The 25,091-nt window shown below is 61.2% G+C and carries 24 protein-coding genes; 21 read left to right on the top strand and 3 right to left on the bottom strand.

The window, feature by feature from the left end; translation table 11 throughout:
* Positions 1–2 precede the first annotated feature (2 nt).
* From AAE514_RS04605 to AAE514_RS04560, 10 genes are read left to right on the top strand one after another with little or no spacing between them, the layout of a single operon-like run.
* The gene (locus AAE514_RS04605) at positions 3–1,487 is read left to right on the top strand and encodes a cobyric acid synthase (protein WP_347330336.1); all 1,485 of its coding nucleotides are present in this window, start codon (positions 3–5) and stop codon (positions 1,485–1,487) included.
* A 1-nt stretch (position 1,488) separates the two neighbouring features.
* The gene (locus tag AAE514_RS04600) at positions 1,489–2,532 is read left to right on the top strand and encodes a FecCD family ABC transporter permease (RefSeq protein WP_347330335.1); all 1,044 of its coding nucleotides are present in this window, start codon (positions 1,489–1,491) and stop codon (positions 2,530–2,532) included.
* Positions 2,533–3,312 (top strand): heme ABC transporter ATP-binding protein, encoded by a 780-nt coding sequence (locus tag AAE514_RS04595; protein ID WP_347330334.1) that lies wholly within the window; start codon positions 2,533–2,535, stop codon positions 3,310–3,312.
* Positions 3,313–3,352: 40 nt separating this feature from the next.
* Entirely contained in the window at positions 3,353–3,889 is a 537-nt protein-coding gene (gene cobU / locus AAE514_RS04590) for a bifunctional adenosylcobinamide kinase/adenosylcobinamide-phosphate guanylyltransferase (protein ID WP_347330333.1), read from the top strand.
* 33 nt (positions 3,890–3,922) lie between these two features.
* Entirely contained in the window at positions 3,923–4,963 is a 1,041-nt protein-coding gene (gene cobT, locus AAE514_RS04585) for a nicotinate-nucleotide--dimethylbenzimidazole phosphoribosyltransferase (RefSeq protein ID WP_347330332.1), read from the top strand.
* A complete protein-coding gene (locus tag AAE514_RS04580) occupies positions 4,956–5,546 on the top strand; it encodes a histidine phosphatase family protein (protein ID WP_347330331.1) in 591 nt (196 codons plus the stop codon). Before cobT ends, AAE514_RS04580 begins: the two co-directional genes overlap by 8 nt.
* Positions 5,533–6,330, top strand: coding sequence for an adenosylcobinamide-GDP ribazoletransferase (locus tag AAE514_RS04575; RefSeq protein ID WP_347330330.1), 798 nt, complete (start codon positions 5,533–5,535; stop codon positions 6,328–6,330). Before AAE514_RS04580 ends, AAE514_RS04575 begins: the two co-directional genes overlap by 14 nt.
* On the top strand, positions 6,327–7,298 hold the full coding sequence (gene cbiB / locus AAE514_RS04570; protein WP_347330329.1) for an adenosylcobinamide-phosphate synthase CbiB: 972 nt from the start codon (positions 6,327–6,329) through the stop codon (positions 7,296–7,298). The genes AAE514_RS04575 and cbiB overlap by 4 nt, the downstream gene beginning before the upstream one ends.
* On the top strand, positions 7,295–8,356 hold the full coding sequence (locus AAE514_RS04565) for a threonine-phosphate decarboxylase (RefSeq protein ID WP_347330328.1): 1,062 nt from the start codon (positions 7,295–7,297) through the stop codon (positions 8,354–8,356). The genes cbiB and AAE514_RS04565 overlap by 4 nt, the downstream gene beginning before the upstream one ends.
* A gap of 28 nt (positions 8,357–8,384) precedes the next feature.
* A complete protein-coding gene (locus AAE514_RS04560; RefSeq protein ID WP_347330327.1) occupies positions 8,385–9,284 on the top strand; it encodes a cobalamin-binding protein in 900 nt (299 codons plus the stop codon).
* A gap of 152 nt (positions 9,285–9,436) precedes the next feature.
* Here AAE514_RS04560 and AAE514_RS04555 read toward each other — a convergent pair whose 3' ends face one another.
* A complete protein-coding gene (locus AAE514_RS04555) occupies positions 9,437–12,670 on the bottom strand; it encodes a tetratricopeptide repeat protein (protein WP_347330326.1) in 3,234 nt (1,077 codons plus the stop codon).
* Between the two features lie 241 nt (positions 12,671–12,911).
* Here AAE514_RS04555 and AAE514_RS04550 point away from each other — a divergent pair, with 241 nt between their 5' ends.
* Positions 12,912–13,664: a SapC family protein gene (locus tag AAE514_RS04550; RefSeq protein WP_347330325.1), complete on the top strand. Its 753-nt coding sequence runs from the start codon at positions 12,912–12,914 to the stop codon at positions 13,662–13,664.
* A 63-nt stretch (positions 13,665–13,727) separates the two neighbouring features.
* Here the strand turns inward: AAE514_RS04550 and AAE514_RS04545 are convergent, their stop codons facing one another.
* Entirely contained in the window at positions 13,728–14,165 is a 438-nt protein-coding gene (locus tag AAE514_RS04545; protein ID WP_347330324.1) for a universal stress protein, read from the bottom strand.
* 151 nt (positions 14,166–14,316) lie between these two features.
* Here AAE514_RS04545 and AAE514_RS04540 point away from each other — a divergent pair, with 151 nt between their 5' ends.
* Together AAE514_RS04540 and AAE514_RS04535 are read left to right on the top strand one after the other, a co-directional pair.
* A complete protein-coding gene (locus AAE514_RS04540; RefSeq protein WP_347330323.1) occupies positions 14,317–15,240 on the top strand; it encodes a TIGR01777 family oxidoreductase in 924 nt (307 codons plus the stop codon).
* A gap of 197 nt (positions 15,241–15,437) precedes the next feature.
* Complete coding sequence (locus tag AAE514_RS04535; protein WP_347330322.1) at positions 15,438–15,953, top strand: Hsp20 family protein; 516 nt, start codon at positions 15,438–15,440, stop codon at positions 15,951–15,953.
* Positions 15,954–16,023: 70 nt separating this feature from the next.
* On the opposite strand, the gene AAE514_RS04530 is transcribed toward AAE514_RS04535, so the two are convergent.
* Positions 16,024–17,034 (bottom strand): GlxA family transcriptional regulator, encoded by a 1,011-nt coding sequence (locus AAE514_RS04530; protein ID WP_347330321.1) that lies wholly within the window; start codon positions 17,032–17,034, stop codon positions 16,024–16,026.
* Positions 17,035–17,191: 157 nt separating this feature from the next.
* On the opposite strand from AAE514_RS04530, the gene AAE514_RS04525 reads away from it, so the two are divergent.
* The 8 genes from AAE514_RS04525 to AAE514_RS04490 all read left to right on the top strand — a co-directional run bounded on the left by AAE514_RS04525 (position 17,192) and on the right by AAE514_RS04490 (position 25,070).
* Positions 17,192–19,096, top strand: coding sequence for a beta-ketoacyl synthase (locus AAE514_RS04525; RefSeq protein ID WP_347330320.1), 1,905 nt, complete (start codon positions 17,192–17,194; stop codon positions 19,094–19,096).
* Between the two features lie 173 nt (positions 19,097–19,269).
* Positions 19,270–19,524 (top strand): 30S ribosomal protein S16, encoded by a 255-nt coding sequence (rpsP, locus tag AAE514_RS04520; protein ID WP_347330319.1) that lies wholly within the window; start codon positions 19,270–19,272, stop codon positions 19,522–19,524.
* A 19-nt stretch (positions 19,525–19,543) separates the two neighbouring features.
* Positions 19,544–20,098, top strand: coding sequence for a ribosome maturation factor RimM (gene rimM, locus AAE514_RS04515; RefSeq protein WP_347330318.1), 555 nt, complete (start codon positions 19,544–19,546; stop codon positions 20,096–20,098).
* Positions 20,099–20,138: 40 nt separating this feature from the next.
* On the top strand, positions 20,139–20,945 hold the full coding sequence (gene trmD / locus AAE514_RS04510; protein ID WP_347330317.1) for a tRNA (guanosine(37)-N1)-methyltransferase TrmD: 807 nt from the start codon (positions 20,139–20,141) through the stop codon (positions 20,943–20,945).
* On the top strand, positions 20,938–21,288 hold the full coding sequence (gene rplS / locus AAE514_RS04505; RefSeq protein ID WP_347330316.1) for a 50S ribosomal protein L19: 351 nt from the start codon (positions 20,938–20,940) through the stop codon (positions 21,286–21,288). Before trmD ends, rplS begins: the two co-directional genes overlap by 8 nt.
* Before the next feature lie 569 nt (positions 21,289–21,857).
* A complete protein-coding gene (xerD, locus tag AAE514_RS04500; protein ID WP_347330315.1) occupies positions 21,858–22,769 on the top strand; it encodes a site-specific tyrosine recombinase XerD in 912 nt (303 codons plus the stop codon).
* Between the two features lie 43 nt (positions 22,770–22,812).
* Positions 22,813–23,571, top strand: coding sequence for a DsbC family protein (locus AAE514_RS04495; protein ID WP_347330314.1), 759 nt, complete (start codon positions 22,813–22,815; stop codon positions 23,569–23,571).
* Positions 23,572–23,762: 191 nt separating this feature from the next.
* Positions 23,763–25,070: a homoserine dehydrogenase gene (locus AAE514_RS04490; RefSeq protein WP_347330313.1), complete on the top strand. Its 1,308-nt coding sequence runs from the start codon at positions 23,763–23,765 to the stop codon at positions 25,068–25,070.
* Positions 25,071–25,091 lie beyond the last annotated feature (21 nt).

Here is a 25,091-nt window from a genome sequence, read left to right as displayed (position 1 = left end):
TCGTGGCCACCTTGATGGTGCAGGGTACCACCTCCGACGCCGGTAAGAGCACGCTGGTGGCGGGCCTGTGTCGCCTGTTGGCGCGCACCGGCGGGTCGGTGGCGCCGTTCAAGCCGCAGAACATGGCACTGAACAGTGCGGTAACGGTGGACGGCGGTGAGATCGGCCGGTCCACGGCGCTACAGGCGCGGGCCGCCTACCTGGACCCGCACACCGAGATGAATCCGGTTTTGCTTAAGCCCAACAGCGATACCGGTGCGCAGGTAATTGTTCAGGGCCACGCCCTATCGACTATGGAAGCCGGCGCCTACCACGGCTACAAGCAACGAGCCCTGGAGGCCGTGCGGCTTTCCCACAAACGTTTGAGCGAACACTTTTCGGCGGTGATTGCCGAAGGAGCGGGCAGCCCGGCGGAAATCAATCTGCGCGAGAACGACATCGCCAACATGGGTTTTGCCGAGGCGGTGGACTGCCCGGTGATTCTTGTGGCGGATATCGATAAAGGCGGTGTCTTTGCCCATCTGGTGGGCACGCTGGAGTTATTGTCCGAGTCCGAGCGGGCACGGGTGGAAGGTTTTGTGATCAACCGCTTTCGGGGGGATCTGGCGTTGTTGCAACCCGGACTGGATTGGCTGGAGCGCAAGACCGGCAAGCCGGTGTTGGGCGTTTTACCTTACCTGCGTGAGCTTTATCTGGATGCCGAAGATGCCCTCACCGACAGCGCCCCCAAGGCCGACGCCCGGTTGCGGGTGGCGGTGCCGGTGTTTTCCCGAATCAGCAATCACACCGATTTCGATAGCCTGCGTTTGAACCCCGAGGTGGAACTGCTTTGGGTCCAGCCCGGCGAGCGCTTGCCCGCCTGTGACTGGGTTATTCTGCCCGGCAGCAAGAGCGTGCGGCGGGACTTGGACCTGCTGCGCGACAGCCGTTGGGATGAGGACTTGCAGCGGCACTTGCGCTACGGCGGAAAGGTCCTGGGCCTTTGCGGCGGCTATCAGATGCTGGGCCAGCGCATTGCCGACCCCCATGGCGTGGAAGGCCAGCGCGGGGAGAGCCGCGGCTTGGGTTTTTTGCCCTTTGAAACCGTGTTGGAGCCGGGCAAACAGCTTCACAATGTTTCTGGCCGGTTGGCCTTTCCCGGTGGCGCCGATGCTGAGTTTGCCGGCTATGAAATTCACTGTGGCCGCTCCCGTGGCGAGGCGCTCCGGCGACCTCTGTTAACCCTCTCTTCCGGTGAGCCCGAAGGCGCCATCAGCGATGACGGGCAAGTGATCGGCACCTATGTGCACGGTATTCTGGATCAACCCGCGGTGCAGAAAGCCCTGTTTCACTGGGTCGGTGTCGCGACCGGTTCGACGGTGTCCATTGCCGAGCGGCGTGAACAGTCTCTGGATCGGTTGGCGGACACCTTGGCCGAGCACCTCGAGCCCGACTGGCTGCAGCGCTGGCACCGCGCGGCCGGATCCCATCAGGCGAAGGTAAGTTGAAATGGTGATTCCGGCACAGCAACGGGCGCGCCGGCGCCGCCAGGGCACCATTGGCCTATCTGTGGGCCTGGTGGTCAGTTTTATTCTGGCGTTGTTACTGGGGTCGGTCTCGCTATCGCCGTGGGTGGTTGTGCAAGCGTTGTTCGGGGGTGATACGCCCGAGCACCTGGCGCTGATTGTGCAGTCCCTGCGTTTGCCGCGCGCGCTGCTGGCGGCGAGCGTGGGTGCCATTCTCGCCATCTGCGGCGCCATTTTGCAGGGGCTGTTTCGCAACCCCCTCGCCGACCCGTCGCTCATTGGCGTCACCGCCGGTGCTTCGGTGGGGGCGAGTGTAATGATTGTGGTGGGCGCCAGCCTGGGCAGTCTGTTAGGCGGCATCGCGGGCGTAACCCTGGTGTCTTTCGGGGCCTTTCTCGGCGGCCTGGTCACGGTCTGGCTGGTGTACCGGGTGGCTACCGGCATCAACGGCACCTCCGTGGCCACCATGTTGCTCATGGGCATCGCGGTTTCGGCGCTTTCGGCCAGCGCCACGGGCTTGCTCGACTACTTTGCGGATAATGAAATGCTGCGGCGCATGAGCCTCTGGCGCATGGGCGGGCTGGATGGCGCCAATTTTACTCGCGCGGGACTGTCGTGCGTGGTGTTGCTGCTGATCTTGGCGGCGGTGCCGGCCTTTGGTCGGGCGCTGAACACCCTGTTGCTGGGCGAGTCTCAGGCGCGGCACCTGGGCATTGACGTGGAACGGCTTAAAACGCGACTGATCGTTCTGGTGGCGGCGGGCGTCGGGCTCGCCGTGGCCGTCTCCGGCAGTATCGCCTTTGTGGGCCTGGTGGTGCCGCACATGGTGCGCCTCTGGGTCGGGCCGGACCACCGGGTGTTGTTGCCGCTGTCGGCGTTGGGCGGCGCGGTGCTCTTGTTGTTGGCGGACGCCGTGGCCCGCACCGCCATGGCTCCGGCGGAGCTGCCCGTGGGGCTGGTGACCGCGCTGCTGGGCGCGCCGTTTTTTATCTCGTTGCTTCGCCGCCGCCGGCAGGAGGGTTTTTAAATGCCCCTGTTGCGGATTGACCACCTTACCCTTGAGATTGACCGGCGCGAGCTGGTACGGGAGGTGTCCCTGTCGGTGGCGCCGGGAGAAATTCTGTCGATTATCGGTCCCAACGGTGCGGGCAAAACCACACTGTTGCGAGCCATCAGCGCGGACCTGGAAGCCTCGGCGGGGCAGGTGCGGTTCAACGATCAGCCCCTCTCGGACTGGCAAGCCGCCGAACGGGCCCTGGCGATGGCAGTGCTTACCCAGGCCAACCCCTTATCGTTTCCCTTTACCGTGGGGGAAGTGGTGGCTTTGGGGCGCACTCCCCACAGCACCGGGGTGGCGGTGGATCGGGAGGTATGCCATGCCGCCATGACGGCACTGGATGTGAACCATCTGGAGGGCCGCCTCTACCCATCACTGTCCGGAGGTGAAAAACAACGGGTGCAACTGGCTCGGGTCATGGCCCAAATTTGGCGTCCGGACACCGGCGCGGATCGGTTGCTGTTATTGGACGAACCGGTCACCTCTTTGGATTTGGGGCACCAGCGTCAGTTGATGCAGGCAATCCGACAGTTTGCCGATAGTGGGGTCGGGGTTGTGATGGTGGTCCATGACATCAGCCTGGCGGCGGCTTACAGTGACCACCTGTTGGCGCTCAACGACGGTCGACGGGTGGCCTACGGGGCGCCGGATGAGGTGGTGACCTCGGCGCTGATGAGTGAACTGTTTAATACCGAGGTGGATGTGATTCCGCACCCGCAGTCGGGCAAGCCGGTGGTGCTGGCTCGTTAGCCCCGCCGCTGGTATTTCAACAGCCTACGAGGAGGAGTTTATGCGACAACTGATTCTCGGCGGCGCCCGCAGCGGCAAAAGTTGCCTGGCCGAGTCGCGCGCGCTGGAGTGGGCGGAGCGTACCGGTGGAGAGCTGCTGTACGTGGCCACCGCCAACGCCGACGACGATGAAATGGCGCGGCGCATTCAGTCCCACCAGAGCCGGCGAGATGCGCGCTGGCAGCTTCGAGAGGAACCTCTGGATCTGGCCGGGGTGCTGCTCGACAACAAAGAGCGCGAGGTCTGTGTGCTGGTGGATTGCCTCACGCTCTGGCTTAGCAATTGTCTGCACATGAACTGCTGGGCCTATGAACGGGACCGTTTTCTCGAGGCGCTGGAAGGCCTGAAAGACGCTCCGCTGTCACTGATTTTGGTGGGCAACGAAGTCGGCTCGGGCATTGTGCCGATGGGGGAATTGTCCCGCCAGTTTGTTGATGCCAGTGGCTGGTTGCATCAAACGTTGACGCCTTTTTGCGAGACGGTAACGCTGGTGGTCGCGGGCTTGCCGCTGGCCTTGAAAGACGAACCGAAAACATGAAGACCTTGAACCCATAGAGAAAGGAAGCCTGATGTGAGCACACAGAGCCGTTGGCTACATGAGTCAGTTGCCCCCCTCAGCGAGGCGGCCCGGCAGGGCGCCCGAGAGCGTCAGAAAAACTTAACCAAGCCGCCGGGTTCGCTCGGCCACCTCGAATGGCTGGCGGAGCGGTTTGCCGGCTGGCAGAACCTCGATAAACCCGCCGTGGATCGCGTGCAGGTTTGTGTGTTCGCCGCTGACCACGGCGTGGCCGCGCAAGGGGTGTCCGCCTATCCGCAGGCCGTCACGGCGCAGATGATCGCCAATTTTTGCGCGGGCGGGGCAGCCGTGAGCGTCCTGGCCCAAACCTGTGGCGCCGAGCTGCAAGTGATCAACCTCGGTTGCGTGGCCGAAGCACCGGCCCACGCCCAGCTGCGGGACCGTATTCAGGGCCCGGGCACCGCGGATTTCACCCAAGGGCCCGCCATGACCGAAGCCCAATTACACGGGGCCCTGGCGGCCGGTCGGGAAGCCGTCAGCCGGACGGATTTGTTTATCGGCGGGGAAATGGGCATCGGCAACACCACCGCCGCCTCCGCGCTGCAAGCGGCGCTGTTGGATGTGCCCGCGGCGGCGGTGGTGGGCCCGGGCACGGGGGTGGACTCGTCCACGCTCGCGAGAAAAAGCGAGCTGATTGCCCGAGCTCTGAAGCTTCATGCCGCCGCCCAGCCGGACCCGCTGGAACTGCTCCGGTGCCTTGGTGGTTTTGAAATTGCCGGGCTCACCGGCGCCTATATCGCCGCCGCCCAACAGGGCGTCCCCTCCCTGGTGGACGGCTACATCAGCACCGTGGCGGCGCTATTGGCGGTACGCCTGAACCCCGGCGTGCGGGACTGGTTGCTGTTCGCCCACGAGTCCGCCGAGCCCGGCCACCGTCGAATGCTCGCGGCCCTCAACGCCCGGCCGCTGGTCTCCCTGGATTTGCGTCTGGGCGAGGGCAGTGGGGCGGCGCTGGTGGTGCCCCTGGTTCGCAACGCCTTGGCCCTGCACTCGCGCATGGCCACCTTTGAGGAGGCGGGGGTGAGCAGTGCCTGAGACTCACCTGGATCTATTGCGCCACGGGCAATGCGAGGGCGGTGAAATTTTCCGTGGCTCCCACGATGTGGCCCTCACTCCCGAAGGCTGGGCCAACATGGACGCGCGGGTGGCGGCCGAGACGCCCGTGCCCTGGGCGGCTGTGGTGACTTCGCCGCTCCAGCGATGCCGGGCCTTCGCCGAAACCGCCGCCGAGCGTTTGGGGCTGCCGCTCATTCTGGAACCCGATTTGCGGGAAATGCATTTCGGCGACTGGGAAGGGCGCCTGTATCAGGATATCTGGGACAGCGACCCGACCCTCGCCCTCTGGGGAGAAGACCCCGAACAGCACACGCCCCCGCAGGGCGAACCGCTGGCCGATTTCGACCAGCGAGTGAATACGGCGCTGGACCACTTGGCGCAGCGCCAGGCCGGCCAGCGCTTGCTGGTGGTGACCCACGGTGGCGTCATCCGGTTGTTGCTCACGCGCGCCAAGGGCCTGCCGCGCAACACCCTGAGGGACCAACCGGTCCCTTATGCCCATTTTGTCTCCCTGTCTTGGGACGAAGGCCAGTTGAGTGAGGTCAGCGGTGAAGCCGGTTGAACACGGCCGGGCGTTGCTGACCGCCCTGGCGCTGCTTACCCGCTGGCCCTGGCAGCCACCGTTTCGGTGGAGTGAGGCGGGTCAGCGCCTGTCTCCGGCTTATTATCCCCTGGTGGGCGCTCTTCTGGGGTTGGTGCTGTGGGGCGTTTACTGGTTGTGCGGCGACTTGCCCTCGGGACTGACCGCGTTTGTGGTTCTTCTGCTGTGGGTGGCGATGACCGGCGCCCTGCATCTGGACGGGCTGGCGGATGCGGTGGATGGCTACTTTGCCGGGCACCGCTGCGCCGATTCGCTGGAGCGGAAGGACCGTATATTGTCGGTCATGCGCGACCCCGCCACCGGCGCCATGGCCGTGGTGATGTTGGTACTGGTGCTGCTGGCCAAGTGGTTGGCGCTGGAGGTGCTGATGGGCTCGGCCCTGGTCGCCTCCCCGCTTTACTGGTGTGTGCTTCTGGCGCTGCCGAGGGCGGCGCTGCTGCCGATACTGATCGCGACGCGCTATGCCCGCTCCGAAGGCCTGGCGGCCGGCTTGAACCTTGAGACCACACCGCTATCGGTTTGGGTGGCGCTGCTGCTCTCCATCGCGGCGGCGCTTTGGATAGGGCCGGCCTGGCCCACGGCCATCAGCCTGGGATGGTTGGTGCTGCTGGTATGGTTTTGGCGGCGCCTGTGGGTGGGGCAGATCGGTGGCTACACCGGGGATACTCTCGGTGGTCAGGTAGAGCTGGCGGAAACTCTGCTGCTCTGGTTTTGGGCCATCGCTTTGCTAACGGGACACCCATGAGCTTGATGACGTTGCTGGCCCTATGGCTGGGCTGCCTGTTGGATTACCGCCTGGGTGAGCCCCGGCGCTGGCATCCGCTGGTGGGCTTTGGCCGCTGTGCGAGCGGGTTGGAAACGGTATTGAATCGAGCCGGAAAAGCCGGGCGTGTTTTCGGGGCGTTGGCGTGGGTCATCGCCGTGTTGCCACTGGTGGCTCTGGCATTCTGGGTGAGGATGCGACTGATCCCCCTGGGCGCCCCCGGGGTATGGCTCTACACCGGGCTATCCGCCTTCGGGCTTTATTGGGCGTTGGGCTGGCGCAGCTTGGTCGACCACATGCGGGTGATACGTCTGGCCTTTGCTCAGGGAGAGCTTGAGGCCGCCCGCGCGGCGGTCGGGCAAGTGGTCAGCCGGGATTGCACCGAAGCCAGCTGGTCGGACTTGCGCCGCGCCGCTGTGGAGTCGGCGCTGGAGAATACCTGCGATGCCATTGTAGCGCCGCTGTTCTGGTTTGCGGCGCTGGGTTTGCCGGGGGTTGTGCTCTATCGCCTCAGCAATACTCTGGACGCCATGTGGGGCTACCGCAATGAACGTTTCGCGCGCTTCGGTTGGGCCGCCGCGCGCGTGGACGATGGCCTTAACTGGCTTCCGGCCCGCCTGACGGCGGCGGCTTTCGTGGCAACGGCGCCGGGGCTGCGGGCGGCCCGCTTGGCGGCGCGGGCTTGGTTTGTTCAGGCTCGCCGGTGCGAGAGCCCCAACGCCGGGCCGGTGATGTGCGCCGGAGCGGGTGCGCTGGGAGTGGCCCTGGGCGGGCCCTCCTGGTACCACGGGCAAATAAAAGACAAACCCTGGTTTGGAGGCACCCGCGAACCCGAGGCGCGGGACCTTCGTCGAGCCTTGGCATTGATTTACCGCGCCGTGGCGTTGCTGCTGATATTACTGTCCGCGGCGCTGCTGGGCGTGGCGTTCTGGCCTTGGACGCCCGGATGATGTTAAACCACCTGAACCACACACCCGCCACGGACGAGCCCCACGGCGGTGACCTGAAACGGGCTCGCGCCCTGGTCGGTGAGGGCGACTGGGAGGATTTATCCACCGGTATCAGCCCCTGGCCCTGGCCGGTACCCGAAGTGCCGATGGCGATTTGGCAGCGGCTTCCCGAGCGGGGAGGAGCGCTATCGGAAGCGGCGGCCAATTATTACGGCGTTGGCGCCGAAAGGGTGTTGGCGCTACCCGGTAGCCAGTTCGGTATCGCCCGCTTGCCTTGCTATGTGCCTCCCGGACGGGTGGCCGTGCCGGCGCCAGGGTATGCGGAGCACGCCCGGGCCTGGCGCGCCGCCGGCCACACGGTGGTGACCTATCACCATTGGGCCGGGCTCGACGCCTTGGTGGAGGCCGGTTCGGTGGATCATTTGGTGTTGATCAACCCGAACAACCCCACGGCCGAGTATTTGCCGTTGGAGGCTCTGCGGCGCTGGCTGACCCAGCTGCCGAGCCAGAGCGTGGTGTTGGTGGACGAGGCGTTTGCCGATCTAACCCCCGAGTGCAGCGTGGTTCCTTTGCTCGATAAGCATTCCTCGCTTTGGGTGTTGCGCTCGGTGGGTAAATTTTTTGGTCTTGCGGGGCTGCGGCTGGGGTTTTTACTCGGCCCAGCGCACCATCCGGTGAGGCGGTCCCTTGAGTCGGAGCTTATGCCCTGGGGGGTGTCCCATCTTGCGCAGTGGGTGGGCGCCGGCGCCCTGTCGGATACCCCTTGGCAACAGGGGCAACGAGAGCGGCTGGGCCGAGCGTCGCGCGAGCTGGAGGCGCTTTGGCGGGATTATCTTGCCCGGCGTTTGCCCGAGGTGACCGTGGCAAACGGCGGTTTGTTTGTGACTCTGCGAGGGCCTGGCTCCGTTCTGCATGGCTTGCATGAACACTTGGCAAACCAGCGGCTGTGGCTGCGTTTGGGGGCGGACGCCGAACAAGGGGCTGCCTGGCTGCGCTGCGGTTTGCCCCCCGACGGTGGTGCTCGTCTTGCCGAGGCATTGGCGGTCGCTAAACAATAGTAATGAAGGCAACGAATGAGAGCGAACAATGACCGGAAATAGAGTGCAAAAACGGGTGCTTGGCGGAGTGCTGGCTGTTTGGTGTGTTGCCATCTTTGTTCAGGCGGCCCGGGCCGAGGTTCAGGTGACGGATTTTCGAGGCGAGACCGTCGCACTGGAGAAGCCCGCCGAGCGAATCGTGGCCCTGGCGCCGCACATTGTGGAGAACGCCTATAGCGCCGGCGCGGGCGACAAACTGGTGGCGGCTGTGAACTACAGTGACTACCCGCCGGCCGCCAAGAAGCTCCCTCAGTTGGGGGGCTACAAAGCGGTGAGCGTTGAGGCGATTGTCGCGCTGAAACCGGATCTGGTACTGGCATGGCGCTCCGGCAATGGCGACACACTGATTCGTCAGTTGGAGCGGTTGGGATTGACTGTTTACGTCGACGAGCCGCGAACGTTGGAAGATGTGGCCCGCTCGGTGGAGGCCATCGGTGTGCTGGCGGGCACCGAGGGCGAAGCCAAAGAGGCGGCGCGGGCGTTCACCGGGCGGTTGGAAGCGTTACGCGGTCAGTACAGTGACCGAACGCCGGTGACGGTGTTGTATCAGGTATGGAACCAGCCGCTGCAAACCCTGAACGGCGAGCACCTGGTGAGCGATGTTATTCGCCTGTGTGGGGGTCGCAACGCCTACGCCGATGCCGAGCCCATTGCCCCCAAAATTAATATGGAGTCCGTGCTCGAACGGGATCCGCAGGCGATTGTGGCCAGCGGCATGGGGAACGAGCGCCCCGATTGGCTGGATGACTGGAAAGAGTGGCCGGGCCTGAGCGCCGTGGAAGAGGATCACCTTTTCTTTGTGCCGCCGGATCTTATTCAGCGGCACACCTTCAGGATATTGGATGGCGCCGAGTTGTTGTGTGGACACCTGAGCGCCGCGCGGGATTGAGAGGCGGCGCTCAAGGGTTGTTTCCTTCACACTCAGGGCTGTCTTCCCCCGCTCAGGGCTGTCTTCCCCCGCTCAGGGCTGTTCTACCTCGCTCAGGGCTCTTTTGCCTCGCTCAGGGCTGTCTTACCTCGCTCAGGGCTCTTTTACCTCGCTCAGGGCTGTTGCCCCTTCAGGTTGACCGGGTGGCGCAGGGCGTCCAGGGCTTGGGCGGTGAAGCGCTGATAGTCGGCGTACTGGGCGGCCTCAAACCGTCCGGCGCCTACTTCGAAACGAAATTGCCGGGTCGCTCTTTGCTCGTCCGCATCCCAGTGCGACTCGAACCGGCCGAATTCCGAGCGGCGCTCTCGGCGGTCTTGCTTGTGCAACCGGATCGCTTCCTGGTGGGGGGCTCGATAGGACACCTCGGTTTCAAATACCAACGGGTAGCTGACTTCGAAGTCGGTTTGCCGGTTATGTACCCAGTGGTTGCTGAGGTAGTAGTGTTCCCAGTAGGCCGGATCCAACACCAGGTTTTGCTCATTCCAGAAGCCCATGGGGCTGACGCGGTAGCGAAGGTTTAGTACCAAGTCCTTGTCGGTGGCAAAGAGGTGATCAACGCTCAGTGACTCCACCGCTACCGGTTCCCCACCGTCCCCCAGGAAACGTTGCACCCAGTTAAGGCGTTCGCGCGGTTCAATGTTTTTCAAGTGACTGCGCAGGGTGGAGGCGAAATAGGCGCCCATGTGGACTCGTTCGGTCACGTCCAAGTCACCGTTGGGCTGTACTTCCAAGTCCCGCTGAATTCGAACCTGACTGCGGTTGAGCGCTGGCACGGCCACCAGGTCCGGCTTCTTACCGAGGGTCAGCGTCCAGGAGCCGCCCAACCCGTCGGGCGAGACCGCCAGCAGGTCAATGTCTTTGTTGGTGGCGTCGATAAAGCTCCCGCCGCGCCACTCGGGCAGGTAGACCACCATGTGGTCGAATTGGTCGATGCTGGGCATATCCGGGTCAACGGGGCCGGACAGGTTGGCCAGGGCCAGTTCGGCGGGAATGCCGGCCTCGCGAAGCAGGCGCCACAATAGGACCGAGTGATCCTTACAGTCCCCAAAGCGGTCCTGCAGGATTTTCGTGGGCGGGTTGGGGGTGTAGCCGCGCACGCCGAACTCCAACGCCTTATAGGTCAATGTTTCCTGCACATAGCGGGCGAGTGCGGCGATGCGTGCCCGGCTGTCTTTCGGATTCAAATCACCGGTGAGCTGCTCTACCAATGGTGCCAGCTCCGGGCTTTCGGCAAGAATCAAATCGTCGACCCGCTGGCGGTAGTCTTCACCGGCGCTGCGCCATTGGTTCTCACTCACTAGCACCACACTGGCCATATACTCCTCGTCGTCCACCTGCATGGGCTCCCAGAGGGACGGGGTGGGGTTTTCCACGGCCCATAGCAGGCTGTTGTTCCGCTTTTGAGGTTTGGGGGCGTTGGTCTGGTTGTAGAGCAGGTCCTTGAGATCGCCCTCAATGTACAGCGCCGCCAGGCCGATGGGACGCTCCCCGGAAAGGTACAGGCGCTCGAATGGAAACTCCTCCGCGACCGAGCGCTCCTCTAACGTGTATACGAATTCGATGCGGTAGTTGGGCGCCAACCCCGCCACCGGGGCGCGCACGACTTTGCCGAACGTGGCCTGATCGTAATCGGACGCATCGCCTATATAGAGGCTGCTGCGGTCCAGCTCCGAGACCTTGCGGTCCTCGGTATCGAAGACGTCGAGCCGATTGATATACAGCTTCTCGGATAGCGGATTAAACCGGGCGTACAGCGTGCTGTGGCGCTGAACCCCGGCTTGGTCGTGCACGGCGATATGGCGTACGTGCGTCGTTTTGAGAGGCTTGTCCGGGTCGTACCGATAAGCGGTGACGGTCAGCGGGTAGTGGGAGTCATACTTCTCGATACCGGCCACATTGATGGGCGCCTTGAGCTCGGGCCAAGCCACCGGTTTGATGGGCCGGTTGATTGAGGCCGAATCGCCCTTGCCCAGCTGCGCGTTGGTGTAGCGCAGGTATTCGGCGGTGTTGGTGTCTCCGGGCTGAAGCACCAGTGCTTGTTCAAAAGACGCCTTGGCCTCGTTGTAGCGCTCGAGTTGATACTGGGCATCGCCCCGGTAGTTATAAACCAGCGCGGAACCACGGCCCTGTGCGATCAGCTCGTCACTGTAGGCGACCACCCGTTCGTACTCGCGCATGGCGCCCAGTACATCCATGCGGGTGGTGTCCAGGGCGGTGGAGCGAACGCCTCGGGCATCGGCCTTGTCGAGTATCTCCAGGGCTTCCTCATAGGCCTCGCGGGCCACGGCCAGCTCGGTCAGGGCTTGGACGGCTGTCACGCCGGGCTCTTTCGGGGCGTATCGACGTACCACGGTGGTGGCGCGGTCCAGCCGCCCCTGTTGAATCAGGCTCTGGGTATAGGCGTAGAGGTCATCTTCCGAGAGCTCTCCCAGTTCAAACCCTTGCCGGTAGTGCTCGGCGGCCTCGCCGTAGTTCCCCAGGTGGTATTCAAACCAGCCCAGCCAGCCTTTCACCACGGAGTCTTCCTGTTCCGCAATAGCGGGCCGCTTGAGCAACTGCAGGCCGGCACCGTACTGGTTTAACCGGTTGTAGGTGGAGGCGGCGTTATTGATGTAGGCGGTGTCGCCGGGGTCGAGGGTGGCGGCCAGTCGGAAGCCCTCCGCTGCGGAAAGGTAGTTCTCGGCACTGTGGAAGTAGAGGCCGGCCGCATTGTAGAACCAGGCTTGGGCCGCCTCGGCAGCGCCATTGGAAGCAGTGTCTTTCAGTGGCTCGAAATGCAGCCGCTCCACCAGTTCAGTCGACATGGTATCCAGAGCGTCGTCGTCCAGCGTCGTCCAGACCGTGAGCAACAGGGCACAACTCCCCCGCTCAATCACATGGTAGCGAAAGCGAAAGGGCGGCTGGTCCTCGCGCGGGCGGAGGAACTCCCATACGCGGGCGGTTTCGCCCTCGATGGTCAGCTTACCTTCGGCGCGGGTCCCCGGGGTAGGGTACTGATGCCCCATGCTTCGCAGCAGGGCGAAGTTGACGGCCTCGGGGCCTGGTTGCCATTGCGCGAAACAGGCGTTCACCGTCACGAAGGCGCCCTGCCTGCGCTCCGCGCCCACATCCGCGTGGGAGACGTGCTCGTCGACGTCGTCCCAGTGCTGCCACTCGGTCCCCTCCAGTTCCAGCCGGTAGCCGTGCTTCGAGCGGTAGGTGCCCATTCCCTGAGGCTCGGCCTCGGTAGTGGGGGCGGCTTTCTCGGGGCGGTTTTTAGCCGCTTCACTCAATGGGGGTACTGCCAGACAGGTCACGAGTAAAACCAGGGCGGGCAGGGGGCGCAGAATACGGGGGGTGTCGAGCATGCGGGGGTCCTGTAGGGAATCGCCTGAGCGGCTTATTATCGCAGGTGCCTCCTTATGGCGGCCTGGCTATGGGGCTTGGGTCAATACTAGCGGGAATAGGCTCAAGGGGCAATTAATGCGCCCATGCTGGGGGTGGCGTTCAATGTGGGTGGTGACAGGCGGCGGGAAAATGCTAGTATTTGGCCCTTCTTTCTTTACGGCGCCCGGTGCGGCGCTCGAGAATAACAACTGAGGTAGTCACGTGTCGAAACAACTTCTTATCTACAACAACATTCAGCCAGTCTCCAGTGAAACGCACCGCGATTGGGCCATCCAAATTGAGAATCATGCCTTTACGGCCGAAATGAACTCCGTTCCGCTGCTGGCCACCGAGATTGCGTCCGTCGCCCGCGAACTGCCGGTTATCTTCGCCAAAACCCAGGACGACGGCGGCTTTGTGCCCCTGGGTGTTATGGGCCTGAAGAAAGGGCAGAACCTGTTTCTGGATGACAAAAAGCGCCTGACTCTGCGCTATGTACCGGGCTTTATCCGCCGCTATCCCTTCGCCTTTGCCAACGATGGCAAGAGTGAAAACTTTACCCTGTGCATCGACGATCAGTACGAAGGCTGGAGCAAAGACGGCAGCCAGGGCAAGCGCCTGTTTACTGAATCCGGGGAGCAGACCGATGAGCTCAAGGGTGTGATGGATTTCCTGAAGGATTACCAGTACCGCGCCGAGCTGACCAATGTGTTCTGCAAAAAGCTGTCGGAGCTGGAGCTTCTGGAGCCAATGGAAGCCAACATTAAGCTCAAAGACGGGCAGGAAGGCGGTGGCTTTAACCTGACCGGCTTCTACGTCGTTAATCGCGAAAAGCTCAAGGCGTTGAAAGACGAAGAAGTTCTGGACTTGTTCAAGAAGGATGGGCTGGAAATTATCTTCAGTCACCTGCAATCTCTGCAGAACCTGAACGGTTTGGTGAACAAGTACTCAGAACAGTCCAAAACGGCCGCCTGATTCTGACACTGAACGGTTCACAAAAACCCGCGGCCTTCTGGGACGCGGGTTTTTTTATGCGCGCTATTTGGGCTCGCGGATGCGAACGGTGAGCACGTCGCAACTGGCGCCGTGGAGGATGTCGGTGGCGGTGGTGCCCAGCAGTCGCTTCAAACCTTTTTCCCCGTGGCTGCCGACGACAATGACATCCGCTCCCAGCTTTTCGGCCAGGTAGTGGATTTCCGTGGGAGGGTCGCCGAACAGAATGTGAATGTGATCCGGTGTCACGGCCAGGCCCTGGGTGTACTCATGGATTTGGGGGTAAACTTCCTGGCGAACTTCTTGTTCGCCGTGGCGGTGGTTTTTACCGGTGCTGCTGCCCAGGGCGGTGACCGGATGTTCCGCCACATGAACCAAGTGCAGGTGGTATTCGTTGTCAGTCAGCTTTCGGGCGGCTTCGATGACAACGGTTGAATCTTGTGACAAATCCAACGCTACCAGGATGGTGGTGTATCCGGGCATAGACGTCTCCCTTGTAAGTGTTATTGTTATTGTAGTCCAGAGGGGAGGGTGATCTGAAGTGGCACCATACCAGTAAAGGTATGTGACGCTCTCAATGAACTCCCCACGGGAGGCAATGTCCATTCATCCACCAAGGTTGGAGACGGTTTCTATGACCACAGACAATCACCCGCGCGAGATTCTGCTTACCGGTGGTACCGGCTTTATTGGCGTGCCCTTGTGCCAAGCCTTACAGGAACGGGGTGATCGGCTCACGGTGTTGACCCGCGATACGATCCGGGCCGCCAAGACGCTCGGTACCGGCGTCAGCCTGGTGACGGAGCTCAAACAGTTGCCCGACAAACCCGTTGACACGGTTATTAACCTGGCCGGGGAGCCATTGGCGGCGGGTCGCTGGAATGAACGGCGCAAGGAGGAATTTCGGCGTAGCCGCATTGGCACCACCGAGGCCCTGCTGGAGCATTTCCAATCGCGTGGTTCCTTTCCCCAGCGCATGGTGAGCGGCAGTGCCATTGGCTTTTACGGGGATGGGGGTGATACCCCTCTGACGGAAACCAATGGCTCGGGCAGCGGCTTTGCCGCCCAGTTGTGCCGGGATTGGGAGGCCGTCGCCGAACGGTTTTCCGACCATGGGACCCGGGTTTGCCGGCTTCGCACCGGTATCGTATTGGGACAAGATGGAGGTGCTCTGCAACCCATGCTGTTGCCTTTCAAACTCGGGCTTGGTGGTCGGCTGGGCTCGGGCCGGCAATGGATGTCTTGGATCCACCGGGACGACATCGTCGCGCTGATTCTCCACTGCCTGGATTCGGAGACCCTCTCCGGGCCGGTGAACGGCACTGCCCCCAACCCGGTCACCAACCGGCAATTCACCCGCACCCTTGCCCGGGTGTTGCACCGCCCGGCGATTTTCCCAGTGCCGCCTTTTGTGTTGCGAACCTTGATGGCGGACATGGCGGACGAGCTGCTGTTGGCCAGCCAGCGGGTGCTCCCGGAAGTGGCTATTGAAACGGACTTTCAGCATCGTTTTCCAGATTTGGGCGTGGCGCTGGAGAACATTTTGAGAAAGCACTAGGCCTTTAGAATATTTTCACTCAGAGCCTTGAAAAGCGGTTGACTGCCCCTATTTTTTAATTGAACCCGCTCAAGAGGGGGGTTCGGCCACCGGCCGATAGGCGGCATGCGTCGCCGGGGTACGGTGGCAGTCAACTGAACCGACTTGATCATTGTGATAAGTCACCACCAATATTGCTCTGAAGTGAGGATATTATTATGCGTAGCTTAGATTTTGCTCCCCTGTACCGTTCCGCTATCGGTTTCGATCGCATGGCCAGCCTACTCGACAGCCTGAGTCGCACCGAGCAGAACCAGCCCAGTTACCCTCCGTACAACATTGAACTGACCGGAGAGGATGAGTACCGAATTACCATGGCCGTGGCCGGCTTTGACCGCTCCGAGCTGAACATTGAGGTCAATCAGAACCACCTAACCGTTTCCGCCAACAAGGAACCGGAAAAGGAAGAGCGCACCTATCTGCATCAGGGGATTGCCGCTCGCAACTTCGAGCGTCGTTTCCAACTGGCGGACCATGTGGAGGTCAAGTCAGCCAACTTTGAAAACGGCTTGCTGCACATCGAGCTGAAGCGGGAAATTCCCGATGCAATGAAGCCCCGCACTATCCAGATTAACGATGGCCAGGGCCAGGTTGAGAACCGCAAGGATGAGGTTAAAAGCGTTTCTCAGGACAACAAAAGTGAAACGGGTAATAGCGAAACCAAGGCGGCTTAAACTCGTGCGCTAATCCGTTACCTTACGCCCTTGAGAAGCCGGAGCTTAGCCTCCGGCTTTTTCGTGAGCGCTATTCCGCGCTGAACAATTTCGCCCGCACCGTGGCCCGATATTCCCGGGGTGTGGTGGCCAACTGTTTTTTAAACAGCGTGGTAAAGTAGCCCGTATCTTGGTAGCCCACCTTATCGGCGATTTCCCCAATCGTAAGGTTGCTGGTTTTTAACAAGTCCCGGGCGTTGTTGATTCGAATTTCCTGTAAGTATTCCAGGGGCGTCTGGCCCGTGGCGGCCTTAAAGCGGCGGTTCAGTGTTCGGGAGCTCAACCCGAAACGCTGGGCGACTTGCGCCAGTGAAATGGTCTTGGGGTAGTTGTCCTGTAGCCAGAGCTGAACCTGCACAATGTCTTCATCCGGGTGACGGCTGTGGGCCTGCTCGAAGTAGCCGCTGCTTTCATAGGAACGGCGGATTTCGTGAGAGAAATGCCGTTCCACATGGCTGGCGATGGCCTTGCTGTAGAGTCGCTGAATAAAGTGTACGGTCAGATCCGCCAGGGAGTTAACGCTGGCGGCACAGTAGAGGTTGCCCGCCTGAGTGATGAAGTACTGGCGTTTGAGTTGCACGTCCGGATAATCCCGCTGAAACTGGTCGAAATAATGCCAATGGGTGGTGGCGGCTTTGCCGGACAGCAGACCGGCTTCGGCGAGAAAGCAGCAGCCGGTACCCACGGCGCTGATCAGCGCACCGTTTTGGTATTGCCCCCGGAGCCATTCCAGTACTTCCGGCTGGCGCCGGATTACCGGTCGGGGGTTGCGCCAGAAGCCGGGCACGTACACCAGGTCCGGTGTGGGCGCATCGGCCAGCGCGTAATCCGGTGTCCAGCGCAGCCCCGAGCGGGTGGTGGCGGGTTCACCCAGAGCGGAAACGGTGTTCAGGCGCAGACGGTTGCGGTGCAGGCCTCGGTCTCTCAGGCTGGCGCTCTCCGCCGTGAGCAGCATCTCCATGGGTAGCGTGGCGCTGGTGGCGAGCATATTGTCGCTCAGTAGGAAGGCGATCCGGATGGGGCCGCCGGGCACTTGAGGCATAGTAGGCTCCTAAGCCGGGCTTTTGGCCAAAATACCATAAGTATTGGCTAAAACAACCATGACATTCCTCCTTCAGACCAATACACTCTCTGACTATTCGTGGTCGGTCCGTCCGTCGCCGTTCGGTGGCGGCTGTTGAATTATTAGGGAGTTTTCTATGTCATCACTGCCGGTTATTGTGGGCTTTGGCGGCTTTAATGCCGCCGGCCGAAGCTCGGGTCATCACGCCTACCGGCGTATGATTCTGGAGAGCTTGCCCGCCGAGCACCGGCAGGAAACGCTGGTGGGTTTGGCGGTGCTGATGGGATTGGTCAGTTTTGAAGACGGCGCCTACCGGGACGCCGATGACCGGCCCTATGACCTTGCCGACATTGAGCGTCAATTCGGCCCGGCGATCATTGAGGGTACCTTGATTCGCCGTATCGACTCCGAGCTGTTCGACGTCGACGCCGCCCACTGGCAAAAAAATGCCGAAATCTCCAACGGTGGCGAGCCGCTCAGTTTTGAGCTTGAGTGGCGCGAGCTTCCGGACCCAGTGCCCTCGGATTGGACCCTTGATGAGCGGGAGGGGCGCAAGGTGCGGGTAACGTTGCCCGGTTCGGTACAGGTAAAATGGGACAGCGTTCGCGAGCTGCCGGTCAAATCCGCCGGCCAATTGCCCAAGGGGTTCAACCCCGGTTCGCTGTACAACTCCCGCTTTCATCCCCGCGCGCTGCAAATGACCGTAATCGGTGCCTCCGATGCGGTGCAGTCCATCGGCATTCCCTGGCCGGAAATCTCCCGGGCGGTGCGGCCGGATCAGGTCAGTGTGTACGCCAGCAACGTCATGAGCCAGCTCGACGAGGCCGGTATGGGCGGTTTGATGCAGGCCCGACTCAAAGGAGGGCGGGTTACCACTAAGCAGTGCCCGCTAGGGCTGAACAGTATGCCCGCCGATTTCGTAAATGCCTATATTATTGGCAGTGTCGGCCAAACCGGCGCGATTGCCGGGGCTTGCGCCTCCTTTTTGTACAATCTGCGCGCGGCGGTGGAGGACATTACCGCCGGCCGCTGTCGGGTGGCCGTGGTGGGTAACGCCGAAGCGCCCATCCTCCCCGAGGTGATTGATGGCTACGCCACCATGGGCGCCCTGGCGCAGGAGGACAAGCTCAAGAAAATCGACGGGTCGGACCAGTCCGACCCCCGGCGTTCCAGTCGGCCATTTGGTGAGAACTGTGGTTTTACCATTGCCGAGGCGAGTCAATACATCGTGCTGATGGACGATGCGTTGGCAGTGGAGTTGGGCGCGGACATTCACGGCGCGGTCAATGACGTCTTTATCAATGCCGATGGCTTCAAGAAATCGATTTCTGCACCCGGGCCGGGAAACTACATCACCATGGCCAAGGCGGTGGCTTCGGCTCGCGCCATTTTGGGGGAAGAGGCGGTTCGCGAACGTTCTTTCGTTCAGGCCCACGGTTCCAGCACGCCTCAGAACCGGGTGACTGAATCGGAAATATTCCACCGGGTGGCCGAGGTGTTCGGCATCACCGACTGGCCGGTAACGGCGGTGAAAGCCTACGTGGGGCACTCCCTCTCCGCGGCCAGCGGGGAGCAGCTGATCAATACGCTGGGCGTGTTCAAATACGGCTTTGTGCCGGGCATTAAGACTATTGATCGGGTAGCGGATGACGTGTTCGCCGAGCGCCTGCGCATCCCGCTCACGGACTTGGACCGCCGGGACAAGCCGCTGGATGTGGCTTTTCTGAATTCCAAGGGCTTTGGCGGCAACAATGCCACCGCCAGTGTGCTGGCCCCGCGAGTGGTGGAGACCATGCTACGGCGGCGGTACGGCAGCGACGCATTCGAGGCCTACACCCAGCGCCGGGAGCAGGCCCGAGCCAACGCCGCCGAGTATGACCAGAACGCCACCAAGGGTCAATTTAACACCCTCTATCACTTTGGTGAGGGCATGATTGACGAGCAGCAAATTGAGCTCGACAGCCACTCCGTTCGGCTGCCCGGGGTAGCTCAGGCGGTGGATCTCGACCTGCCCAACCGCTACCGGGACATGACCGAATAACCCCGCTCACCGGCGGGCCGCGTGGGTGTGGTCCGCCAATTGCTCCAGCACCCTATACAAAGGCAGATCTTTCCCTTAAAATACCGCGCCTTTCGCACCCGCTGTGCGATTGCGTCTTTTCACCGGGTGTCGGTAAGTGCCGGCCCCAATTGGAAATTACAGGAAAATCCTCAATGGTAACTATTCGTCTGTCACGTGGCGGCTCCAAAAAACGTCCGTTTTACCACCTGAACGTAACCGACAGCCGCAGCGCACGTAACGGCCGTTACATCGAGCGCGTTGGCTTCTTTAACCCGGTTGCCCGGGGCCAGGAAGAGCGTTTGCGCATCGACAATGAGCGCATTGAGTACTGGGTAAACCAGGGCGCTCAGCTGAGCGAGCGCGTTGCCGGTCTGCTGAAAGAGCAGAAGAAACAAGCGGCGGCCTAAACCGGTCCGTTTGCAGAATATGGCCGAGTCCGACTCCCGAAAGAAAGGGTCAAACCTGATAGATGTCGGGCGGATAACGGCCGTATTTGGCATTCAGGGGTGGGTGAAAATCCACTCCTTCACCGAGCCGCAGGCGAACTTGTTCGACTACGGACCCTGGTGGCTGAAAACAGCTCGTGGGGTGAAAACGGTGGAGATTGACGCGAGTCGGCCGCACGGCAAAGGGTTCGTCGCCCATATCAAGGGCGTCGACGACCGCGATCTGGCGGCCCAATACACGGGCATCACCATCGCGGTCGAAAGGCAACAGCTTCCCGAGCTGGAGGGCGACGACTATTACTGGCACCAGTTGCAGGGCCTGAGGGTCATTAGCCATTGGGACGGTAAAACGTTGGACTTGGGGCGTGTAGCGCGCCTGATGGAAACCGGTGCCAACGATGTACTGGTGGTGCGCGGCGATGCCGAGAGCATCGATCAGAACGAACGTTTGGTTCCCTATGTGCCGGAGCATTATGTCCGCACAGTCGACCTCGCCGCCGAACGCATCGAGGTGGAATGGGACCCGGACTTCTAACGGGATTCAACATCATGAACCCCAAAGATTTGAGGGCCCGATGAGCGACAGCCCGGTTAAGCTGGCCGTCGTCAGTTTGTTTCCCGAAATGCTCGAAGCGGTCACGGCTTACGGCGTCACCGGCCGGGCGGTGAAGCAGGGGCTAATTGAGGTGCGGTGCTGGAATCCACGGGATTTCACCAAAGACAAGCACCGCACGGTAGACGACCGCCCCTACGGCGGCGGGCCCGGCATGGTAATGATGGTGGAGCCTCTGCGCGATGCCATCGAAACGGCCAAGGGCTGGACGGGTGCCAAGGCCCCCGTTATTTATTTGTCGCCTCAAGGGCGGCCTCTGACCCAGCAGGGAGTAGAGACGCTGGCTGAGATAGGCCCCATGGTGCTGGTGGCCGGCCGGTATGAAGGGATTGATGAGCGGTTGCTGGAGACCGTCATTGACCAGGAGTGGTCGATAGGAGATTACGTACTGAGCGGCGGCGAGCTGCCGGCGATGGTGTTGATCGATGCGATCACCCGGTTGATACCGGGCGCCCTTGGGCACGCTCAGTCCGCGGAGCAGGATTCCTTCACCGAAGGGTTGCTGGACTGCCCGCACTATACCCGCCCGGAAGTGTTTGAGGGGCGGGAGGTTCCGGAGGTATTAAAATCCGGAGACCACGCGAGAATTCGGCGCTGGCGCCTTAAACAGGCGCTGGGGCGGACCTGGCAGAAACGGCCAGATTTACTGCAAGCAATAGACTTGAACGAGGAACAGCAATCGCTGTTGACGGACTTTCGTCGGGACCTTGAATCGAAACACTCTAGCTGTGAAGCTACAGAGTCTCATCAGGAGAACAGGCATGACTAACAAGATCATTCAGGAGCTCGAAGCCGAGCAAATGAAACAAGACGTACCCGAGTTCGCCCCGGGCGATACTGTTGTGGTACAGGTTAAGGTCACCGAAGGTAACCGCGAGCGTCTGCAGGCGTTTGAGGGTGTGGTGATCGGTAAGCGCAACCGCGGTGTGAACTCGGCGTTTACTGTACGTAAGGTTTCCCACGGTGTGGGCGTTGAGCGTACTTTCCAGACTCACAGCCGTCAGGTTGACAGCATTCAGGTCAAGCGTAAGGGTGATGTGCGCCAGGCCAAGCTGTACTACTTGCGCGACCTCACTGGTAAGGCGGCTCGTATCAAGGAAAAGCTGTCCTAAGGGATACGCTTTTACCCGAGCCAAAAAACCGGAGCCTTGTGCTTCGGTTTTTTTATGTCTGTTTGAAAGAGAGTTTGTGGCGAGGGGCTTCGTAGTCGAGTGCTCCGAGTGGGCATATCCCTGCGAGACCCGCCGTGAACCCATCCATGGGGGCTTCTCATCGGCATCCATGCCTCAGAGAGTCTCGCAGGGATATGCCCACCCTCCGCAGTAGTAGCGTAACCACCGTAGAGATAGCCTCCTCCACAAAATGTGTAGGGTTGGTAAGGGCGTCAGCCCGCCACCTACCATTTCCCCATAACCCATTCCTCCATCACGTTTTTTTTTCGTAGGTGGCGGCTACCGCCTTACCTACGCTACGCGGGAATGGAGTAACGGGAAGAATTAACTACTGGCACTGAGGCCGTGTGTGAGGTATACCCCTTCGAGACTCTCTGAGGCATGGATGCCGATGAGAAGCCCCCATGGATGGGTTTTCGGCGGGTCTCGCCATGGTCTACCCCACTCACGGCCGGACTAGAAGCTTCCCCTGTGCTATCCTCGTTGCCATTAAAAAGCGACAACTCCTGATGCCCGTGACCTTATCCGCCCAAGAAACCCAAACCCTCGAGCAATACCTCGACGCCATCTGGATGGAAAAAGGGTTGAGCGAAAACACCCTCAACTCCTACCGGCGCGACCTCGAAGCCTTCGCGCTCTGGCTGCACGACAGCGTGGGCAAGGGACTGATGTCCGCCGACGCCATCAGCGTCTATGACTACCTGGCCCATCGCCACAAAAAAAACTACTCCAGCCGCTCCACCGCCCGGTTTCTCTCTTGCGCTCGCGGGTTCTACCAATACCAAATCAGAGAAGGGCGCCTCAAAGAAAACCCGCTGGCCCTGGTCGACAACCCCAAACTGCCCAAACCCCTGCCCAAATCCCTCACCGAAAGCGACGTCGAACGCCTGCTGGCCGCCCCCGACCTCGAAGACCCCGTGGGGTTTCGGGACCGAACCATGCTTGAAGTCCTCTACGCCTGCGGGCTGCGGGTCAGCGAACTGGTAGGGCTTACCGTCACCCAGGTCAATCTGCGCCAGGGCGTGGTCAGAGTCACCGGCAAGGGCAGCAAAGAGCGGCTGGTGCCCCTGGGAGAGGAAGCGGGGGACTGGGTCAGCCGTTATCTGCGCGAAGCGAGACCTGTGCTCTTGCATAATGCGCCGATTGAAGTACTCTTCCCCAGTACGCGAGCCCGGGAGATGACGCGCCAGACGTTTTGGCACCGAATCAAACATTGGGCCCTGGTGGCAGGCATTGAAAAGCCTCTGTCCCCGCACACCTTGCGCCACGCATTCGCCACCCACTTGTTGAACCATGGGGCCGATTTGCGGGTCGTACAGTTGTTGCTGGGGCACAGTGACTTGTCTACTACCCAGATATACACCCACGTGGCCCGGGCCCGGATGCAGGAGCAGCACGCGCTGCACCATCCCCGTGGTTAGCGGCACGCAACATCGAATAAACCAGAATGACAGGATTGATCCTATGTTGAAACAATTTGCAGTCGGCATTTGCGCGCTTCTCGGCGCCGCGACGGTCAGTGCCCAGGAAACGAGCACCGAAGACAAAATCATCAAAGCCCTCTCAGAGGCCCGCCCGGACTTCGAATTCACCGATGTCCGCCCCTCACCCATTGATGGGCTCTATCAGGCCCGTGTGGTCGGTGGTCCGGTGCTCTATGTGACCCCCGAGGCGGATCTGATGATCGCCGGGGAGATCTTCGCTGTGGAGAAGGGCGGCTTTGCTCGCTATGAAGACCCAGCCATGATCGAGCAGCGCAAGCAGCTTGCCGCCTCCCTGGACGAGAAAGACAGCATCGCCTTCGCCCCCGAGGGGGAAACCAAGGCGGTGGTCTACGTTTTTACTGACGTGGATTGCGGCTTTTGTCGTCGACTGCACAGCCAGTTGAACGAATATCAGGACGGTGGCAGCACCAAGCCCGGCTACAATGATTTGGGCATTGAAATTCGCTACTTGGCCTATCCGCGCGCCGGCGTGGGCAGCCCCTCCGCCCAGAAGCTCGAAACCGCCTGGTGTGCCGAAGACCAGCAGGAAACCCTGGATCGGCTGAAAAACCTCCAGTCCGTCGAAACCAAATCCTGCGAAAACAACCCCGTGGCCGAACATTACCGCCTGGGCGGTGAGTTTGGCGTGAGCGGCACCCCCGCGCTGGTTCTGCCGAATGGTAAGATGCAGGCTGGTTACGTTCCGCCGGAGCAGTTGGCTGAAATCCTCGGAATTTAATTCGGGGGCGCCTTGACGCTAATTGACACCTTGCAAGCGGCCCAGTAAGGTTGCTTGCCCGCGCCTCGCTCCGGGGCGCGCATTCCAGTAGAATAGCCGTTTTCGCCCGCCAGCGCTTCGCGCTGGCGGGCGTCACGTTACTAGCAGGGCTCATTTCTAGCGGAGCTCGAATAAGGCAAGGGGAGAGAAGCTTGAAACCGGTCAAAATAGGTATCTGTGGCGTGGGCACCGTGGGCAGTGGCACGGTCAATGTCCTACAGCGCAACACGAAAGTGATCAACGCTCGGGCCGGTTGCGATATCGTGATCGGGCAGGTGGCCTGTCGGCGCGACGACGTCGACTGCGACATCGACAACCTCAATGTCACTCGGGATATCTTTGAAGTCGCTGCCAACCCGGAAATCGATATTCTCGTCGAGCTGATCGGCGGCATCGACACCGCTCGGGAGCTGATTCTCAAGGCCATCGAAAACGGCAAACACGTGGTCACGGCCAACAAGGCCTTGATTGCCGAGCATGGCAATGAGATTTTTGAGGCGGCCAACAAGAAGGGCGTCACCGTGGCCTTTGAAGCGGCCGTGGCCGGTGGTATCCCCATCATCAAGGCCATCCGTGAAGGCTTGGCGGCCAACAAAATCGAGTGGCTGGCCGGCATCATCAACGGCACCGGCAACTTTATCCTGACCGAAATGCGGGACAAGGGCCGGGGTTTCTCGGAAGTCTTGGAAGAAGCTCAGGAGCTGGGCTACGCCGAAGCCGACCCGACCTTCGACGTCGAAGGCATCGACGCGGCTCACAAGCTGGTGATCCTGGCTTCTATTGCCTTTGGTATTCCGCTGCAGTTCGACAAAGTCTTCACCGAAGGCATCAGCCGTATTGCGCCCCAGGATGTCAGGTACGCCCAGGAGCTCGGTTACCGCATTAAACACCTGGGTATTGCCCAGCGCGGCCCCAAAGGTATCGAGCTGCGCGTCCACCCGACATTGATTCCGCAAAAGCGCCTGATCGCCAACGTCGACGGCGTTATGAACGCGGTTTTGGTCAAGGGCGACGCGGTTGGCCCGACCCTGTACTACGGCGCGGGCGCCGGCGCCGAACCCACGGCCTCCGCCGTGCTGGCGGACATCATGGACGTGGCTCGTACCCTGACTGCCGCCCCGGAGCACCGCGTACCCTACCTGGGCTTCCAGCAGGAGCAGCTGCGCAGTGAACTGGAAATTGTCCCGATTGAAGAAATTGAAACGGCTTACTACTTGCGTATGTCCGCTTTGGATAAGCCGGGCGTACTGTCCCAGGTCGCGCAGATTCTGAGCGATTCGGGCATCAGTATCGAAGCGTTGATTCAGAAGGAAGCGGCGGACGAGGAAGAAATCGTTCCACTGATTCTGCTGACCAACCGGGCGGTGGAAAAACAGTTGGTGGAGGCGATCATCAAGATCGAGTCCCTGAGTTCCATCACCGGTCCGATTACCCGGATTCGGGTAGAGCCATTGAAGTAAGGTTGACCGGAAAAATTGGAA

The organism is Marinimicrobium locisalis, from assembly GCF_039822625.1.
In the GTDB taxonomy this organism is placed as follows: domain Bacteria; phylum Pseudomonadota; class Gammaproteobacteria; order Pseudomonadales; family Cellvibrionaceae; genus Marinimicrobium; species Marinimicrobium locisalis.
Note: the sequence above shows the minus strand (reverse complement) of the source record. Positions and strands in the feature narration are given on the sequence as shown.

What these genes read in the sequence shown, in the direction of transcription:
- AAE514_RS04600 (WP_347330335.1), top strand. Translation starts at nt 1,489, where the DNA reads ATGGTGATTCCGGCACAGCAACGGGCGCGCCGGCGCCGCCAGGGCACC.
- AAE514_RS04595 (WP_347330334.1), top strand. Translation starts at nt 2,533, where the DNA reads ATGCCCCTGTTGCGGATTGACCACCTTACCCTTGAGATTGACCGGCGC.
- cobU (WP_347330333.1), top strand. Translation starts at nt 3,353, where the DNA reads ATGCGACAACTGATTCTCGGCGGCGCCCGCAGCGGCAAAAGTTGCCTG.
- cbiB (WP_347330329.1), top strand. Translation starts at nt 6,327, where the DNA reads ATGAGCTTGATGACGTTGCTGGCCCTATGGCTGGGCTGCCTGTTGGAT.
- AAE514_RS04565 (WP_347330328.1), top strand. Translation starts at nt 7,295, where the DNA reads ATGATGTTAAACCACCTGAACCACACACCCGCCACGGACGAGCCCCAC.
- AAE514_RS04560 (WP_347330327.1), top strand. Translation starts at nt 8,385, where the DNA reads ATGACCGGAAATAGAGTGCAAAAACGGGTGCTTGGCGGAGTGCTGGCT.
- AAE514_RS04555 (WP_347330326.1), bottom strand. Translation starts at nt 12,670, where the DNA reads ATGCTCGACACCCCCCGTATTCTGCGCCCCCTGCCCGCCCTGGTTTTA.
- AAE514_RS04545 (WP_347330324.1), bottom strand. Translation starts at nt 14,165, where the DNA reads ATGCCCGGATACACCACCATCCTGGTAGCGTTGGATTTGTCACAAGAT.
- AAE514_RS04540 (WP_347330323.1), top strand. Translation starts at nt 14,317, where the DNA reads ATGACCACAGACAATCACCCGCGCGAGATTCTGCTTACCGGTGGTACC.
- AAE514_RS04535 (WP_347330322.1), top strand. Translation starts at nt 15,438, where the DNA reads ATGCGTAGCTTAGATTTTGCTCCCCTGTACCGTTCCGCTATCGGTTTC.
- AAE514_RS04530 (WP_347330321.1), bottom strand. Translation starts at nt 17,034, where the DNA reads ATGCCTCAAGTGCCCGGCGGCCCCATCCGGATCGCCTTCCTACTGAGC.
- AAE514_RS04525 (WP_347330320.1), top strand. Translation starts at nt 17,192, where the DNA reads ATGTCATCACTGCCGGTTATTGTGGGCTTTGGCGGCTTTAATGCCGCC.
- rpsP (WP_347330319.1), top strand. Translation starts at nt 19,270, where the DNA reads ATGGTAACTATTCGTCTGTCACGTGGCGGCTCCAAAAAACGTCCGTTT.
- rimM (WP_347330318.1), top strand. Translation starts at nt 19,544, where the DNA reads ATGGCCGAGTCCGACTCCCGAAAGAAAGGGTCAAACCTGATAGATGTC.
- trmD (WP_347330317.1), top strand. Translation starts at nt 20,139, where the DNA reads ATGAGCGACAGCCCGGTTAAGCTGGCCGTCGTCAGTTTGTTTCCCGAA.
- rplS (WP_347330316.1), top strand. Translation starts at nt 20,938, where the DNA reads ATGACTAACAAGATCATTCAGGAGCTCGAAGCCGAGCAAATGAAACAA.
- xerD (WP_347330315.1), top strand. Translation starts at nt 21,858, where the DNA reads ATGCCCGTGACCTTATCCGCCCAAGAAACCCAAACCCTCGAGCAATAC.
- AAE514_RS04495 (WP_347330314.1), top strand. Translation starts at nt 22,813, where the DNA reads ATGTTGAAACAATTTGCAGTCGGCATTTGCGCGCTTCTCGGCGCCGCG.